12 protein-coding genes are annotated in these 16,157 nt (G+C 41.7%); 4 read left to right on the top strand and 8 right to left on the bottom strand.

Annotation, left to right across the window (positions count from 1 at the left end; genetic code table 11):
• Positions 1 to 126 precede the first annotated feature (126 nt).
• The 3 genes from QZ995_RS08095 to QZ995_RS08085 form a co-directional block, all read right to left on the bottom strand.
• Positions 127 to 1,116 (bottom strand): sensor histidine kinase, encoded by a 990-nt coding sequence (locus QZ995_RS08095; RefSeq protein WP_301805299.1) that lies wholly within the window; start codon positions 1,114 to 1,116, stop codon positions 127 to 129.
• On the bottom strand, positions 1,113 to 1,820 hold the full coding sequence (locus QZ995_RS08090; RefSeq protein WP_003337929.1) for a response regulator transcription factor: 708 nt from the start codon (positions 1,818 to 1,820) through the stop codon (positions 1,113 to 1,115). The genes QZ995_RS08095 and QZ995_RS08090 overlap by 4 nt, the downstream gene beginning before the upstream one ends.
• Before the next feature lie 115 nt (positions 1,821 to 1,935).
• Positions 1,936 to 2,274, bottom strand: a complete 339-nt coding sequence (locus QZ995_RS08085; protein WP_301805292.1) for a four-helix bundle copper-binding protein — start codon at positions 2,272 to 2,274, stop codon at positions 1,936 to 1,938.
• A gap of 209 nt (positions 2,275 to 2,483) precedes the next feature.
• Between QZ995_RS08085 and QZ995_RS08080 the strand changes: the two genes are divergently transcribed.
• The 4 genes from QZ995_RS08080 to QZ995_RS08065 all read left to right on the top strand — a co-directional run bounded on the left by QZ995_RS08080 (position 2,484) and on the right by QZ995_RS08065 (position 7,318).
• Positions 2,484 to 3,467: a cation diffusion facilitator family transporter gene (locus QZ995_RS08080; RefSeq protein ID WP_301805289.1), complete on the top strand. Its 984-nt coding sequence runs from the start codon at positions 2,484 to 2,486 to the stop codon at positions 3,465 to 3,467.
• Positions 3,468 to 3,568: 101 nt separating this feature from the next.
• Positions 3,569 to 4,690 (top strand): GerAB/ArcD/ProY family transporter, encoded by a 1,122-nt coding sequence (locus QZ995_RS08075; RefSeq protein WP_301805288.1) that lies wholly within the window; start codon positions 3,569 to 3,571, stop codon positions 4,688 to 4,690.
• Positions 4,659 to 6,164: a spore germination protein gene (locus tag QZ995_RS08070; protein ID WP_301805287.1), complete on the top strand. Its 1,506-nt coding sequence runs from the start codon at positions 4,659 to 4,661 to the stop codon at positions 6,162 to 6,164. The genes QZ995_RS08075 and QZ995_RS08070 overlap by 32 nt, the downstream gene beginning before the upstream one ends.
• Positions 6,165 to 6,169: 5 nt before the next feature.
• On the top strand, positions 6,170 to 7,318 hold the full coding sequence (locus QZ995_RS08065) for a Ger(x)C family spore germination protein (protein ID WP_301805615.1): 1,149 nt from the start codon (positions 6,170 to 6,172) through the stop codon (positions 7,316 to 7,318).
• A gap of 60 nt (positions 7,319 to 7,378) precedes the next feature.
• Here the strand turns inward: QZ995_RS08065 and cydC are convergent, their stop codons facing one another.
• The 5 genes from cydC to QZ995_RS08040 all read right to left on the bottom strand — a co-directional run bounded on the left by cydC (position 7,379) and on the right by QZ995_RS08040 (position 16,091).
• Entirely contained in the window at positions 7,379 to 9,142 is a 1,764-nt protein-coding gene (gene cydC / locus QZ995_RS08060) for a thiol reductant ABC exporter subunit CydC (RefSeq protein ID WP_301805286.1), read from the bottom strand.
• Complete coding sequence (gene cydD / locus QZ995_RS08055) at positions 9,142 to 10,905, bottom strand: thiol reductant ABC exporter subunit CydD (RefSeq protein WP_301805284.1); 1,764 nt, start codon at positions 10,903 to 10,905, stop codon at positions 9,142 to 9,144. The genes cydC and cydD overlap by 1 nt, the downstream gene beginning before the upstream one ends.
• The gene (cydB, locus tag QZ995_RS08050; protein WP_301805282.1) at positions 10,905 to 11,921 is read right to left on the bottom strand and encodes a cytochrome d ubiquinol oxidase subunit II; all 1,017 of its coding nucleotides are present in this window, start codon (positions 11,919 to 11,921) and stop codon (positions 10,905 to 10,907) included. The genes cydD and cydB overlap by 1 nt, the downstream gene beginning before the upstream one ends.
• Positions 11,908 to 13,317, bottom strand: a complete 1,410-nt coding sequence (locus tag QZ995_RS08045; RefSeq protein ID WP_301805279.1) for a cytochrome ubiquinol oxidase subunit I — start codon at positions 13,315 to 13,317, stop codon at positions 11,908 to 11,910. Before QZ995_RS08045 ends, cydB begins: the two co-directional genes overlap by 14 nt.
• A 341-nt stretch (positions 13,318 to 13,658) precedes the next feature.
• The gene (locus QZ995_RS08040) at positions 13,659 to 16,091 is read right to left on the bottom strand and encodes a heavy metal translocating P-type ATPase (protein WP_301805276.1); all 2,433 of its coding nucleotides are present in this window, start codon (positions 16,089 to 16,091) and stop codon (positions 13,659 to 13,661) included.
• Positions 16,092 to 16,157 lie beyond the last annotated feature (66 nt).

Raw genomic sequence — 16,157 nt, 5'->3', positions numbered from 1 at the left:
TTGTAACAAGGAAGGATTGAGCAGGAAAGCAAAACAGACCAGAAACGTGATGACACTCTGCTCTTCACATCTCTAGTCTGCATCTGAATGACTTCTTTCTTCGTTTCCTTGATAAAAATATTGTCATTACTTCATCATATGGCAGGGGAAAACCAACGAGACTGTTGTTCCCTCTCCTACTGCTGAGGATATGCTCACTTGATGATCTAATTTCTCGCTAATCTGTTGTACCAAATACAGCCCCATTCCAGTTGATTCTCGATATTTACGCCCATTCTCTCCAGTGAAGAAAGGACGGAATACCCGTTTAATATCTGCTTCGGGAATTCCTACGCCTCTATCGGTAATTTCTAATCTAACCTCTGTCTCCTCTTGGGTCGCAGAAATGGTAACCTTTTGCTTAGAGCCTGCCGAATATTTAATCGCATTCGTAATAATTTGATTTAACATAAAAGGAAGCCACTTCGAATCTGATTTTACATACAGCCCATCTGGAATTTGTACATCTGGATACACCTGATTACGAATAAAATAGGTTTTATTATCTTGTATGACCCGTTGGACAATAGGCTTCAATTCAATCGAATCAACACGGAAGTCTCGCTCGAATACTTCTAAGCGGGATGTATGCAGAACCATTTCCAGTCCTCGTCCAATCCTTTCCGCCTCTTCTCTTATACTAGGGAAAGGCGGTTCATCCTCATCCTGTACTAATAACTGAATGACAGATAAAGGTGTCTTCATCTGATGAACCCATTGATTCATGAATGTGACATGCTCGTCCTTCTTACGCTCATGCTCAAGGATCATTTGCTGATACATCCGATATTGACTTTGCATCGCTTCAGCATACGCTTCACTGACTGGTGTTTCGTGAAAATCAACTAAAGAATCCTCCAGTGTTTCCATCGGCTTTTCCAAATGCAAATAAAATTCTCTTGAGCGGATGTAGGTAATAAAAAGGTAGATGGCTAACAAGCCTAAACTTAAAACAAACATATAGATTAACACGGAGTTTTTAGCATATCCGTCTAATAATAAGATGAACAAAACAAACAGCAATTGAAAAACCTGAAAGAATATCAGTCGCAGGTGTTCACGAAAGAACAACTTCACGCTTCATTCCCCCACGTTAGCACTAATCGGTACCCGGCTCCACGCACTGTTTCAATTGCATCTTCAATTCCTAATTCCTGAAACTTTTTACGGACGCGTGTGATATTCACATTTAATGTATTATCGTCCACGTATACCTGATCATCCCATAAGTTTTCTAGCAAACGCTCACGGCTCACAATGCGGGGGTAGCGTTTCATTAGCTCCTCGATTAATACAGCCTCTTTTTTGGTTAAACTCACCATTTCATTATGTAATGTGAGCTCCATTCGTTCTGGGTATAATGTTAATCCAGCCTGCTGTACAATTCTCTCCTGCATTTTAGGCGCATAATCTCCATAGTTGCGGCGTAAATGGCTGCGGATTTTGGCCATCACCACATCATAGTGAAACGGTTTAGCTATATAGTCATCTGCTCCGTTCTCCAAGCCTAGAATCTGATCCATTTCCCCTGCTCGGGCTGAAATGAACAGGATTGGACATGTAGAAATTTTTCTGATCTGGCGACACCAATAATAACCATCGAATTTTGGCAAATTCACATCCAAAAGAACCAACTGTGGATTCAGCTCTTGAAATTCCTCTATCACACGTTCAAAGTTTTTAACAATAACAGCTTGATATCCATATTTTTCAATATAACTTTGTAAGAGTTCAGCTAGTTTGGGATCATCTTCCACGATGTATACAGTATTTACGTTCATCTCATTTTCCCCTTTTCCAACCGTTTGCTTCCCTTTAGTTTATCACATTTTTATCCTAATACATTATCGCATGCTAAAAAAGTCAATGATACAAAATCGGCGACTGTCTGCCAAGTTAGTGAACGACCATTTCCCGACAAGCTGCTCCGCATTGATAGCAAGCATGGGCGCATGCCTGGCAATGTTCTTGTTCATACTGACTGCATATTTTTGCACAAGCTTCGCAGATTTCCGCCGTTAATTTGCAGATTTGACTACAAAACATGCTATCCAAGGATAATGCACTGATTGCCAGCATACATATCTCTGCACTTTGTCGTACGATGAAAAGACAATCTCGGTATCTATCAAGCTCACTATCCTGTAAACAGGCTGCATAGCATTCATTGCAGGCCTGTAAACAAGCTTTACACACTTGTAGGCAATTCTCTACCTGTTGAGGTGTTACTTGCATCTTTTCTACCTCCGTCTCTTTCGTTCCTAGTATTTACCCGTTGTGAGAAAAGGAGAATCAGCAGAATTTCACTAAAACATTCAAATAAACATTTGAATGTTTGGCGGTTTGGTTATATAATATAAATCAAACAAGGCAACAATACATAAACATCTATCCACGTTTAAAGAACTTTAGCTTACTCATTTCTTTTTGAAAGGAGCAATTATATGGGACACCATCATGATCATTCTCACGGAGGAGGGCATCATCATCACGGGAAAGGAGCGAACAAGCGAGCTCTATTCATTTCCCTGTTGATAATCACTGCTTTTTTAATTGTAGAGGTAGTTGGCGGCTTTCTAACAAACAGTCTGGCCCTTTTGTCGGATGCAGGGCATATGCTAAGCGACTCTTCTGCTCTATTTCTTAGTCTGATCGCCATGTTTTTTGCCGCTCGAAAACCTTCAGCCAAAAAAACATACGGCTTTTATCGCTTCGAGATCCTAGCCGCTCTCATTAATGGTGTAATGCTCGTGGTTATCTCCCTTGTCATCATTTGGGAGGCTTATCAACGATTCTTCGCACCACCTGAAGTAGCAAGTCTGTCAATGATGGGAATCGCGTTCGTTGGTCTATTGGCTAACATTGCAGCCGCCTTCGTTCTGATGGGTGGAGATTACAAAAACAACCTGAATATTCGCAGTGCTTTTTTGCATGTTCTTGGTGATCTGTTGGGATCAGTAGGGGCTATTCTAGCAGGTCTTCTCATGTGGAAATTCAATTGGTATATCGCAGACCCCATCATTAGTGTAGTGGTAGCGGTCCTGATTATGTTAAGCGCCTGGCGTGTTACCAGAGATTCTGTTGATGTTCTCATGGAAAGCACACCAGCTTCTATAGACGCTGATCAAGTTTCGGATGCTCTATCTAAGATTGAAGGAGTTACTAGTGTTCATGATTTACATATCTGGACGGTTACCTCTGGATTTGATTCACTCAGTTGCCACTTACATGTTAAAGATGGCTTAGCCAGTTACCCTATTCTGCAAGAAGCCCTACACTTGTTAGAACATCGATTCGGAATTACCCACTCCACCATTCAAATTGAAGATTCAAGTATTTTACATCAAGAGCTCTTATGTGAAACAGGACCTCAAACAAGCGACAAGCATGCGCATGAACATAATCATAATCATGAGCACAGTCATTAACCCCCAAGTCTTTCCTTTTTTAGGAAAGACTTTTTTGATTAAACCTGCTTGATTTCGATCACACTAAGACAAATCCATTTTTAGTAAATGGAGGATATCTTGTGAAATATAGAAATAAACCTATTACGTTCCTGCAAGCCTGCTGTATTCTCTTTCTGTCAGCAGGACTTCTTAACCATGTTATTTTAATTCCCTTATTACTTCGAACGGTTGAAAGAGATGGTTGGATCAGTATTTTCATCGCTATGATACTTGCAATTTGCTGGCTTCCTCTGTTGCTGTTCATTATTCGTCGCCAAAAAGGGACGAATTTATTTTCCTGGATTACGCAACAGAGCAGTATTTGGTTTGCTTGGATTATCATCGGGCTGTTCATACTTTATTTACTCTCAGATATATATGTAACTACTTTAGATATGACCATGTGGACCAAGATTTCCTATTTACCGCAAACTCCGGTCTTTTTAGTAGCTGCCAGCATGATCCTCTTATCCATGCTTTGTGCTTTATCTGGTATCCAACCCTTAGCCATTTGTGCTGGAATCATATTACCAATCGTTATTTTATTAGGGTATTTCGTGATGGGCTCCAACTTTCAGTACAAGAATTATTCCCTTTTACTGCCCATTCTCGAAAATGGCTATCTTCCCGTTCTAAGAGGTGCAATGATCATTGGAAATGGTATGGTAGAAATCATCTTTCTTTTGATGCTACAACACCACATTTCTACCTCGATCACCTTTAAAAAGGCAGTGTGGCTCTGTATCCTGCTCGCTGGTCTAACGCTTGGACCCTATATGGGTGCAATAGCTAGCTTTGGGCCAAAAGAAGCTGCGAATCAAATGTATCCAGCTTTTGAACAATGGCGTCTTGTAACCATTGGCAAGTATATTGAGCATGTTGATTTTCTCTCCATCTTCCAATGGTTATCTGGGGCATTTATACGTGTATCCCTAGCTTTATTCCTTATTTATGACGTCCTCCCCATAAAAAAACGCGGCCATCAAGTTCTAGTAACGTTTTTATCTGGCATCCTGATTGTCGTCATTATCTTATTGCATACACAGGACCCTTTATTAATTGATACTTTTAAAAGAATCTACTTTCCCCTAGCTTTATTTATTTTATTGGCTATTTCCCTCTTACTTGCTCTCATTGGAAGCTGGTCAAAACAGAACGCGAGAGGTACGGATGAACATGCAAAAGGCAGCAAAACAACCTAACCAACCTACCAATACAAACTGCATCGTAAGCATACGTCAGCTTCTCTGTGACTATTTTGCAAAATGTGCTGATGTAAAAGTAGAAACCTTTCAGTTTGCTACCGCAGATTCATCTGTGCCTATCTCGTTTTTTTATTGTGACGGACTTATCGATGCTCGAATGTATCGGCAGTTTGTGTTTTCCGATCTCCAGAAAAAATTTAGCAGATATTCCTCATCAGAAGAATTGGAACAATATCAAAGCTTACCCATGCAGCCTATAGATTTGCCTATTGATCTAAAAGAAATTGAGCGAGAGCTGTTTACTGGGAAGCTCATCATTACTCTAGATACATATGATCGGGCCTTTGTACTGGATATTTCAGATCCCCCAAATCGTTCTCCTGAAGAATCTAATACGGAGATTTCAGTCAAAGGCCCGAAGGATGGTTTTACAGAAAGCGTTTTAATAAACATAGCGCTGATTAGAAAAAGACTTCGCTCTGAATCAATGTGGAATGAAAGCTTTACGATCGGTCTACGCAGTCAATCTCAGGTAGCTTTTTTGTATATAAAAGATATTATTGATCCCAGACTCGTAGAAGAAGTACGGCATCGGCTTACCAGCATCAGTGTAGATTCATTAGTTAGCAGCTCTCAGCTTGGGGAAGCCTTAGGAGATTCCTCTTATGCCCTATTTCCTCTGTTGGATTATATTGGACGCCCTGATTATGCTGTTCAGAGCTTATTGCGCGGACGCTTTATCATTTTTATTGAAGGCTCTCCTATGGCACTCATTGGGCCTACCAATCTTCTTATGACCTTAAAATCACCTGAAGATGCCCACTTCCCCTTCTATTTTGTTACCTTTGAGCGTATTCTCAGGCTCCTTGGATTGATCGTTTCCATTTTTACGCCTGGATTCTGGACTGCTTTGATTTCCTTTAATGTTGAACAATTACCGTTTCCTCTGTTAGCTACAGTAACCACTGCACGGGTTGGACTGCCTCTTTCATCCTCCATGGAAATGTTCTTGATGCTAGGCTTGTTTGAAATTTTTCGTGAGGCTGGTGTTCGTTTGCCAAAAGCAGTAGGCCAAACCGTAGCGGTAGTCGGAGGATTAATTGTTGGAGATGCCTCGATCCGTGCTGGGCTTGGATCACCCACTACCTTGGTCGTTGCTGCAGTAACGGCGGTAGCAACCTTTACCTTAGTCAATCAATCGCTGAGCGGAACGGTGAGTGTCCTGCGCATATTTGTACTCATTGTATCGTCCTTTTTAGGGATGTACGGTTTTTTTCTCTCCGTTTTATCCATTGTGCTTTATCTGAGCACGCAGGAATCGTTCGGTCTTCCTTATTTAGCACCAATCTCTCCGCCAACCTTTGGAGATATGCTTCAATCGTTAATCGCACTTCCCTTAAAAGCAATGAGAAAACGGCCGAAAATCCTGCATACAACCGATCCCACTAGACAAGGCAGTGATGAAGCGTGAGGAAGATGTATCGGACATGTATCTCCTTTCTATTGACAATCCCTCTGTTGATTTCATTAACCGGCTGTTGGGATAATAAAAATATTCAAGACTTAAATTACGTGACAGCACTCGGGATTGATTATAAGGATGGAGAATTTATTATCTACACACAGTCGCTTGATTTCACGAATATCGCTAAGCAGGAAGGAACTGGTAACAAAGTAGACAAGCCTATCTGGACCGCTCAAACCAAAGGAAAAACAATTGACCGAGCCATAAATCGTTTTTTCAAATCTAACCAATTACGTGTTGTTTGGGATTATATTACCGGAATTGTTCTAAGTGAGAGGGTGTTAGCGAAAGATATTTTGACAAATATCGATAGCCTGCTTCGTTATCCTGAGGTACGATACACCCCTTGGGTTTTCGGCTCAGACAAGCCTATTGACAGCTTATTTACTACTCCATCATTATTTGGACTGTCTTCGATCCTGACCATCTTACATAATCCGGAAGAACCCTTTAAACAGAATTCGATCATTGAACCGATAAGGTTTCAACGGTTTGTTTGCGAAATAAGGGAGCCTGGGCTTACTTTATTACTGCCCTCCCTAAGTCTTAGCCAAAAGGAATGGAAGAAAAATCAAAAGAAAACACCTCAATTCCAAATAGACGGCATCTATGCCATCAAAGCGGGGACCAATGGCGGGTGGTTTCCAACTGCGCAAATTAATGGTCTACGCTGGATGACACCCCGTACTGTTCAAACCTTCGTTCATCTAGATCGTGAAGATAAACCATTGGCTGATCTGTCCTTTTCCAAGCCCGAACATCAAGTAAAGTTTACATTTGATCAAAGTGGACAACCTCGGTTTTCCATATCTGTAGAGGTACATGGATCAATAGATGAATTATCCGAGAAGGCGGATATGGAGGAGCTTCGTAAAAGGGCAGAGCAGAAAATAAAACAAGAAATTAGAGATACCTATCAACACGGAATAAAAAAGGGAATTGATCTATACTCACTAAAAAATTATCTGTACAAACAAGATATTCAAGCCTGGAAGCGTCTGTCCGACAATAATGGAATTACCTTAACAAAGGCGTCACTAAAAACCATTCAAGTCCATGTTAAACTGGATCACTCTGGCTTGTATCGCATAAAAAAATAGAGGAAGTCAGCAAAAGTGTCCGTACCATTTGCTGCTTCCTCATTTTTGATGCAAGCATTCTCATTTTACTTGAAATTCCTCAGGTCGATCCAAACGATATAGGTTCATATAGCGAGGCTCATTGTTCATTAATTCTGTATGTGTTCCTCGCATGACAATCCTTCCATCCTCCATAAAAATGATTTCATCCATATGCTCAGCCCCCACCAAATGATGAGTGATCCAAATGAGCGTTTTTTCGTTCATGGTGGTAAAAATAGTCCGCAATAGCTCCCGTTCCGTACGAGGATCTAATCCTACAGTAGGTTCATCGAGCAATACGATCGGTGTATTTTGCAGAAGGATACGTGCAAGTGCAATTCGTTGACGCTCGCCGCCCGAAAAGCGTTGCCCTGTCTCATTCATTTGCGTTTGATACCCTTCCGGCAAGGATTCGATTAAACGATCCAACCGAACCTGCCGGCAAACCTGCCTCAATTCCTCATCAGACGCTTCGAGCTTTCCGAGTCGAATATTATTTTCTACAGTAGTATCAAACAGATGAGGGCTTTGATTTAATACGGACATGATCGTTGGAATATGCTCTCCATAATGATCTGCCGGCATCCCCTGAATGCTGACACGCCCCTGAGTTGGAAGAAGCGCTCCCTGTATTAGCTTTAATAACGTTGATTTACCAGCACCGCTTCGTCCGATAATTGCTATTTTTTTACCCTGCGGCACAGTAAGCGAGACCTGTTGAACAGCAACAGGCGCTTCTGGAGCATATTGATAAGTGACTTCCTCGATACGGATGTGGGCATCCTTATGAGCTAATTGCATTTGTTGCTCATCTATCCTTGAATGGAACTCGCTTGTGTGTTTTTTTCCATCTGACTGATCAATACTGTTCAGGCGGTCTAATGAGTTTTGATATTGGGGGATTTTCTCAATCGCTTCTGAGATTGGTAAAAAGATATCCATCACCGGAAACATTACCAGTACAAACGCAGCGATCAATGTGACAGCAATTTCACCCATAGCATATTGATCACCTGTCCAAAATAACATGGCTACAACGATACAACCCACAATAGTTTGTCCTAAGAAATTACGCCACTTGCTCCATTCGCTTAACGTAGCGTCAATGCGGGCTACTTTGGCCTCATCCTGCTCGTAGGAATGAACAAATTGCTCCCCCCTGCCACTAATTACCCAGTCACTCATCCCCATAACGGCATCCGTTAGCTTTTGATATAACCCATTGCGTTCTGATTTGCTTTCTGTTTGGAGTTGTTTGGTCAGCACCAGTGAAATCGCTGGAAACACAAACAGCAATAACAGGATTAAAAAAGCCATGAACAAGGCAAATCCCGCATCAAACCAACCAATGACCGCAAGAACCATCACATACATAACCAACGCTACGATGCTAGGAAAAATAGTGCGCAAGTAGACATTTTGAAGATACTCGACATCATCAGCCAGAACACCCAGTAGATCACCTGTGCGAAAGCGTGAACGAACAAATAAAGCTTGCGGTTCCAAAATCTGATACAACCGTAAACGCATTTTTGATAAAATCCGCAAGATTGTATCATGCCCAACCAAGCGTTCCACATAGTGGACGACAGCACGACTGATCCCAAACGTACGGACCAATACTACAGGCACATAGACCAATAAAATATTTTCAGGTCGTAATGCCGATTTAGAAATGAGAAAGCCTGATGTAAACATCAAGGAACTGGCTGCAAGAGCCGTACATACGCCTAAAAGGACAATAAGAGCAAACCTGCTCGCATAAGCTTTCAAGTAGGGGAAAAGCCATTCTTCTCGCTTCATTAGATTTCCTCCCCTTGCATTGCAATCATTTGATAGTAGGTTCCTCGTTTGGCAAGCAGCTCTGCATGTGTACCTACTTCTTTTATCATCCCCTGCTCCAAAACGATGATAAGGTCCATATCAAGCATCCAATGAAGCCTATGTGTCGCTAGCAGGACTAATTTATCTTCAAACAAAGAGAGCATCGTCTCTTTTAGTTCATATTCCGTTTCAATATCAAGATGAGCGGTCGGTTCATCTAATAAAATAATAGGTCGATTACTTAAAAATGCACGAGCAAGAGCGATGCGTTGCTCCTGTCCACCGCTTAACGTACGTCCGCCATTCCCGATTCGTTCTTCACCTTTTCCAGGCAGACTATTGAATAAATCCCCCAGACCAGCAGCTTGGATCGCCTTATCTATCTGATCATCGCTAGCTGTAGGAGAGTAAAACCTGACATTATCATATAACGAGCATGAAAAAATATATGGATGCTGAGGAATATAGGTTGTTTGGCTTTGCCATTTTGTTTGACACAGCGAAGATACCCGTTGTCCATTCAACTCCATTTGTCCGGAAGTGGGGGCTAAAAATCCAGCAAGTACATCAATTAACGTAGACTTACCAGCGCCACTTTCCCCGATAATTCCGATCTTTTGCTTACCTGTTATGCTAAAAGAGATTTCTTTTAGGGAAGGCTTGGCTTCCAAGAAAGCTTGCTCTTCCTGAATTGGGTTTGTTTGACTCTCATGCTTCAAACCAATAGAAGTAAGGACCAGAGAGCTTTCATTTGTCCATTCGCTTATCGTGACGCTAAGATCTTCTTCCTTGCCTTGAGCTGCCTGCTGTTTCAGAATCGCTTGAATCGCCTCTCCGGCTTCTTTCCCATTTAATGTCGCGTGGTAATCAGCACCCACCATACGGATTGGCAGGAAATATTCGGGGGCCAAAATCAAAACGGTTAATCCTGTTAGCAGAAAAATTTCCCCAGAAATAAGCCGCAGCCCAAGACTAACCGCAACACAAGCCACAGAAAGCATTGTGAAAAAATCCAGCGCAAATGATGATAGAAAAGCTACCCGCAAGGTGCCCATCGTCGCAGAACGATAGCGATCACTCACCCGCTCGATTGTTTTGCTATGAGAACGGCTTAAACCTAAATATTTAAGGGTTTCCAATCCACGTAATGCATCTACAAAATGGTTGGATAAAATGCGATATGATTTCCATTGACGATCCATTTTCCCCTTAGCCGCAAGACCAATTAGAATCATAAACACAATTAAAATCGGCATCGTAACAAGCAATATAATTCCAGAAATGATATCCTGCCAGGCTACGTAAGCAAGAATGATCCAAGGTGTGATCGCCGTACTAACCATGCGGGGAATAATCAATTCGAGATAGGTACGAAATTGCGCAATTCCCTCGATCACGAGCGTTACCACATTCCCTGTGCCCTGTGTTTTTGCAAAACGCGGTCCTAACAAAAATAGTTTTTCCATTAATTTTTTACGTACATCACTGCCTGTTTTCATCGCAAAGCGATAGGCAATTTTCTGTTGCAGCAAGCTGGTCATATGACGAACAAGAAATGCCAACAAAAACAAGCCTAAGCCCATATATAGTTCCTGTAGTTCTTGACCAGCAAAAAGGGCGGAAATAACTTCCGCCAACCATTTTGCCTGATATAGAATGGACAAGCTTTGGATAAGGACAAGCACAGCTACTGCTAGTAGAACTGGCACAATTCCTTTATAACCGAGTAAGTTTTTACCCATTAATATTCCAAGTGCTCCTTCTCATGTACACGTTTATGAAATACAAAGTAACTCCAAATTTGATAGCCCAATACAAATGGTAGCAAGGATAAGGCTACAATCGTCATGATTTTAAGAGAGTATGGACTAGATGATGCATTTTGAATTGTTAGGTTGAACATACTGTCAATAGAGCTAATCATTACGCGCGGGAACAATCCAATAAATACGGAACTAATGGAAAGGGCAATCACTGTACCAGTCATACCGAATGCCCAGCCATCGCGTTTTTTTGAAATAAAGTAACCAGCTAGCACATAAGCAATGACACCTAATCCGGCTATCACGCTTAGTATTCCACCTCGAACGGCAAAAATATCCGTCATGAAGTAGGTCATACCTCCAAAGATAACCAATAGAAGGGCTAGTGGAACCAACAGCATTTTTGCCTGCTTGCGAGCACGCAAGCGCAAATCACCTGTTGTCCGTAGTGTTGCAAACAAAAGACCGTGTACCTGGCAAAGAACAACAACAGTTACTCCGCCCATCACGCTATACAAATTAACCATGTCAAACAATCCAGCGTTCATTTCCATGTTTGCATCAATTGGTAAGCCTTTTAATAGACAAGCAAATACTACACCCAACAGGAATGGCGGCAAAAAGCTACCGATAAAAATCGCCACATCCCAAACTTTTCTCCATACAGGATTATCTACTTTACCACGGTATTCAAAAGCTACACCGCGACCAATTAACGCTAACAGAAGAAATACTAACGGCAAATAAAAGCCGCTGAACAGAGTTGCATACCAGTTAGGGAATGCAGCAAACATCGCTCCCCCTGCGGTCAATAGCCATACTTCATTCGCATCCCAGAACGGACCAATTGAATTGATTAAAACACGGCGCTCCATGTCTGATTTAGCTAGGAAAGTAGTAGACATTCCAATTCCAAAATCAAAGCCCTCTAAAAAGAAGAAGCCAATAAATAAAACAGCGATTAAAACAAACCAGAGTTCATTAAGAGAAAGCATGAGTTTCCTCCTTATTAAACGGGTCATTTGTGCTTGCTTCTGCCTTCACTAGAGCATAAGGACCCTTCTTGATAACACGAGTGAACAAATAAAGGAGTACAATGAACAAAACCAAATAAATCGTACTAAAGGCAATCAGGGAGAATAACACCTCACCGGCAGATACGCTAGGTGAAATACTATCTTCGGTTTTCATCAATCCAAAAACAGTCCATGGCTGACGACCAAATTCAGTCATAACCCACCCTGCTGTATTTGCGATAAATGGTAAAGAAATACTATATACCATTGATTTCATAAACCATTTATTTGGCTGCTCTAGCTTTTTGCGCCATGATAGATAGAGTCCAATCATTGAAAGGAGAATCATTAAACTACCACCTGCTACCATGATGCGGAAGCTCCAGAATGTCGTGCGAACAGGTGGAATATAATCGCCAGGACCATATTTTTGTTCGTATTCAGCTTGTAACTCATTCATTCCAGGAAGGTCACCTGAGAATTTGCTATAGGATAGATAGCTTAACAGGTATGGAATTGAAACCTCTATTCCATTTTTCTTGTTTTGTGGATCAATCGTAGCAAATACTGTCCAAGGAGCTGGGTCCGGACTTCTTTCCCACAATGCTTCACTTGCAGCCATTTTCATAGGCTGTGTTGCCACCAGATATTGAGCTTGTTGGTGACCAAACACAGCTACAAGGATAGAAGATATCAGTGCAACCACAATCGATAACTGAAAAGATGATTTAAAGAATGATACCTCTTGTTTACGCAATAATTTATAAGCACTAACACCAGCTACTAGAAAAGCGCCTGTCGCAAACGCAGAAAAAATTGTATGCGGGAACTCCACCATTAGCTGACCATTCGTAACGAGCGCAAAAAAGTCATTCATCTCCGCTCGACCATTGTTGATTTCAAAGCCTACAGGTCGTTGCATAAAAGAGTTGGCTAACAGTATCCAGAAAGCAGACATTGTCGTACCGAAAGCCACCAGCCAAATACAGAGACAGTGAACCTTTTTAGACAAACGCTCCCAACCAAAAATCCATAAACCGATAAATGTAGATTCCAAAAAGAAAGCTAATAATGCCTCAATTGCAAGGGGCGCACCGAAAACGTCACCGACAAATCTTGAGTAATTAGACCAGTTCATACCAAATTGGAACTCCTGTAGAATCCCTGTTACAACACCCACACCAAAGTTAATCAGGAACAGCTTGCCCCAAAACTTTGCCATGTGCTTATATTTTTCTTCCCCTTTGACCACATACATCGTTTCCATTATTGCGATTAGAAAAGATAATCCAATCGTCAATGGGACGAAGATGAAGTGGAAAATCGTTGTGGAAGCAAACTGAGTACGTGATAGCATTACCAGATCCAAATCCATTGATTTCCTCATCCCTCTCTCTTGATAGTTTTTTAACTAAAAGGTATTTTATCTATCCTTGCGTTATTTTCTCAGATTGTTCCATACCCCATGTGTGATATTTATCACATTTAGTTCGTTAGTTTCAATCTAATTTGAAAAGATTCATCTATCCGACAAAAAGTAACATTTTAACAAAAAACTATTCAGAAAATTACCTATATAACAAAGATAATGAACCTGCTAATTTATAGGGGTAAGTTTTTTGAAAAAATGTTATTTTTTTGATAAACAAAAAAGATGACCACTGTTTTATGTAGTCATCTTTTTTATTTTCGTTTTACAAATTATTTTTTCTCTTTTTAAAGCTTTACCCGTTGCAATCGCAAAGCATTTAACACAACCGATACGGAGCTTAATGCCATCGCTGCACCTGCCAGCCATGGAGCTAATAACCCAGCAGCCGCAATGGGAATCCCCAAACAATTGTAGGCTAGCGCCCAAAATAAATTTTGTTTGATGTTCGTCATTGTTTTCTTGCTCATCGTGAAGGCATCCGCAATGCTATTTAGATCGCCCCGCATCAACGTAATATCGGCTGCTTCCATCGCTATATCTGTACCCGTTCCCATAGCGATACCTATATCTGCTGTTGCTAATGCTGGAGCATCGTTAATTCCATCTCCAACCATCGCAACTTTTTTACCAGCTTGTTGTAATTTAGTTACTTCTGCTGCTTTTCCCTCTGGCAACACTTCTGCAATCACATGCTCGACACCAACCTGTGCCGCGATCGCTTTTGCTGTTCGTTCATTATCGCCTGTGACCATATAGACGCTTAAACCCATTTCTTTTAAGCGAGCAATCGCTTCTCGGGAGGTTTGTTTGACGGTATCCGCTACCGCGATCACTCCGGCATATTGCTGATCAATGGCAGCCAGCATCGCTGTTTTACCTTCCTGCTCCCATTTTTCCATAATAGGCAATGCGAGATCAATTTGTACCGCGAATTTCCCCATTAGCTTACGTGTTCCAACTAATACTTCTTTCCCCTCAATAATGGCTCGCACACCGTACCCTGGAATTGCTTCGAATTCGCTAGGGCTTTTAAAGCCAATCCCTTGCTCAATGACACCCGCTACAATTGCCTCTGCTAGAGGATGCTCGGAATTTTTCTCAGCAGTCGCGATATACTGAAGAAATTGTTGTTTTTCCCAGTGATCTGCTGTCCGCACATCTGTCAATTCAGGTTTACCTTTTGTAATCGTCCCTGTTTTATCAAGCAGGACTGTATCAATTCGATGTGTCGCTTCCAAATGTTCTCCTCCCTTAAATAGAACACCCGCTTCTGCTGCCCGGCCAGAACCTGCCATGATTGAGGTTGGGGTTGCCAAACCAAGTGCACACGGGCAAGCAATGACCAGAACGGCGATTAGAATTTCTAGTGCGCTGGTAAAATCGCCTGGAGTAATGAAGAAGTACCAAATCAGAAAAGCCAAAACGGCAAGCGATACTACAATCGGAACAAAAATACCTGAAATCTTGTCAGCCACACGTTGAATCGGCGCTTTAGACCCCTGTGCTTCTTCCACCACTTTAATGATTTGGGCCAATGCTGTTTCCTTGCCGACCTTTGTAGCCTTTACTTGTAAAACACCGTTTTTATTAATTGTAGCTCCTATCACTTGATCGCCTGATTCTTTTTCAGCAGGAATGCTTTCTCCCGTTAGCATTGATTCATCCACCGAGGATTTTCCCTCAACAATCTCTCCATCTACCGGTATTTTTTCACCTGGCTTCACGAGAAACAGATCATTAACCTGCACTTCCTCCACAGCAATGACCAGCTCTTGACCATTGCGAATAACCGTAGCTGTTTTAGCCTGAAGCCCCATTAAGGTTTTAATGGCTTCTGATGTGCGTCCCTTTGCTAATGCTTCAAAAAGTTTTCCTAATAAAATTAAGGTAATAAGTACAGCACTAGTTTCATAATAAAGATGGACATCATGATGCATGGCCTGCATACTTCTAATCGTTTCATAAAGGCTGTAAAAATAAGCTGCTGATGTTCCTAATGCTACTAATACATCCATGTTTGCTGAGCCATTACGCAGTGCCTTGTACGCTCCTTGGTAAAATTGCCACCCAATAATGAACTGTACAGGAGTGGCCAAAAGGAATTGTATCCATGGGTTCATCAAAATCTCAGGAGCCCAAATAAATGAGGTAAACGAAAAATGCTTCACCATCGTCCATAGCAAAGGAAGAGATAGGATTGCAGAGAAAATCAGTTTACGCTTTTGTCTAGCGATCTCTTTATTTCGATGATCAGACTCGGCTGCTTGCTCATCCTGCTTCAGACTTGCTCCATACCCCAGATTTTCTACCTTTTTTATTAACTCAGCCGTAGTTATCTCGGAAGGCTGATACACCACCGTTGCTCGTTCCATCGCTAGATTAACACTTGATTCCAAGACCCCAGGAAGTTTTTTAAGACCTTTTTCGATTCGAGTCGCACATGCAGCACATGTCATTCCGGTAACAAGCAGCTCTGCTTTCTCCTTAACCGTGCCATACCCAAGGGATTCTATACGGTGCTCCAGATCAACCACACTTACCTTTTTAGGGTCAAACGTAACCGTAGCTCGTTCTAAGCTAAGGTTAACTGAAGCATCCTGAACCCCCTCTGTCTTCTGCAATCCCTTTTCGATCCGTCGGGCACACGCTGCACAAGTCATTCCAGTGATTTGCATCGTGGTTTTTTGTTGCTTGGTTGCTGCGACGTTCTCCGCCATGCTACTACCTCCCTTACCTATACAATACCCTATATAGGTATATTATATCGTTTTAAAAAAGCCCAC

The sequence above is a fragment of the Brevibacillus laterosporus genome (assembly GCF_030489605.1).
GTDB lineage: Bacteria > Bacillota > Bacilli > Brevibacillales > Brevibacillaceae > Brevibacillus_B > Brevibacillus_B laterosporus_E.
The sequence above is the reverse complement of the archived record's forward strand: the minus strand, read 5'-3'. Positions and strand labels throughout refer to the sequence as shown.

Excerpts from the sequence above, each read along its gene's own strand:
- QZ995_RS08090 (WP_003337929.1), bottom strand. The coding sequence starts at position 1,820 with ATGAACGTAAATACTGTATACATCGTGGAAGATGATCCCAAACTAGCT.
- QZ995_RS08085 (WP_301805292.1), bottom strand. The coding sequence starts at position 2,274 with ATGCAAGTAACACCTCAACAGGTAGAGAATTGCCTACAAGTGTGTAAA.
- QZ995_RS08080 (WP_301805289.1), top strand. The coding sequence starts at position 2,484 with ATGGGACACCATCATGATCATTCTCACGGAGGAGGGCATCATCATCAC.
- QZ995_RS08070 (WP_301805287.1), top strand. The coding sequence starts at position 4,659 with ATGAACATGCAAAAGGCAGCAAAACAACCTAACCAACCTACCAATACA.
- QZ995_RS08065 (WP_301805615.1), top strand. The coding sequence starts at position 6,170 with ATGTATCGGACATGTATCTCCTTTCTATTGACAATCCCTCTGTTGATT.
- cydC (WP_301805286.1), bottom strand. The coding sequence starts at position 9,142 with ATGAAGCGAGAAGAATGGCTTTTCCCCTACTTGAAAGCTTATGCGAGC.
- cydD (WP_301805284.1), bottom strand. The coding sequence starts at position 10,905 with ATGGGTAAAAACTTACTCGGTTATAAAGGAATTGTGCCAGTTCTACTA.
- cydB (WP_301805282.1), bottom strand. The coding sequence starts at position 11,921 with ATGCTTTCTCTTAATGAACTCTGGTTTGTTTTAATCGCTGTTTTATTT.
- QZ995_RS08045 (WP_301805279.1), bottom strand. The coding sequence starts at position 13,317 with ATGGATTTGGATCTGGTAATGCTATCACGTACTCAGTTTGCTTCCACA.
- QZ995_RS08040 (WP_301805276.1), bottom strand. The coding sequence starts at position 16,091 with ATGGCGGAGAACGTCGCAGCAACCAAGCAACAAAAAACCACGATGCAA.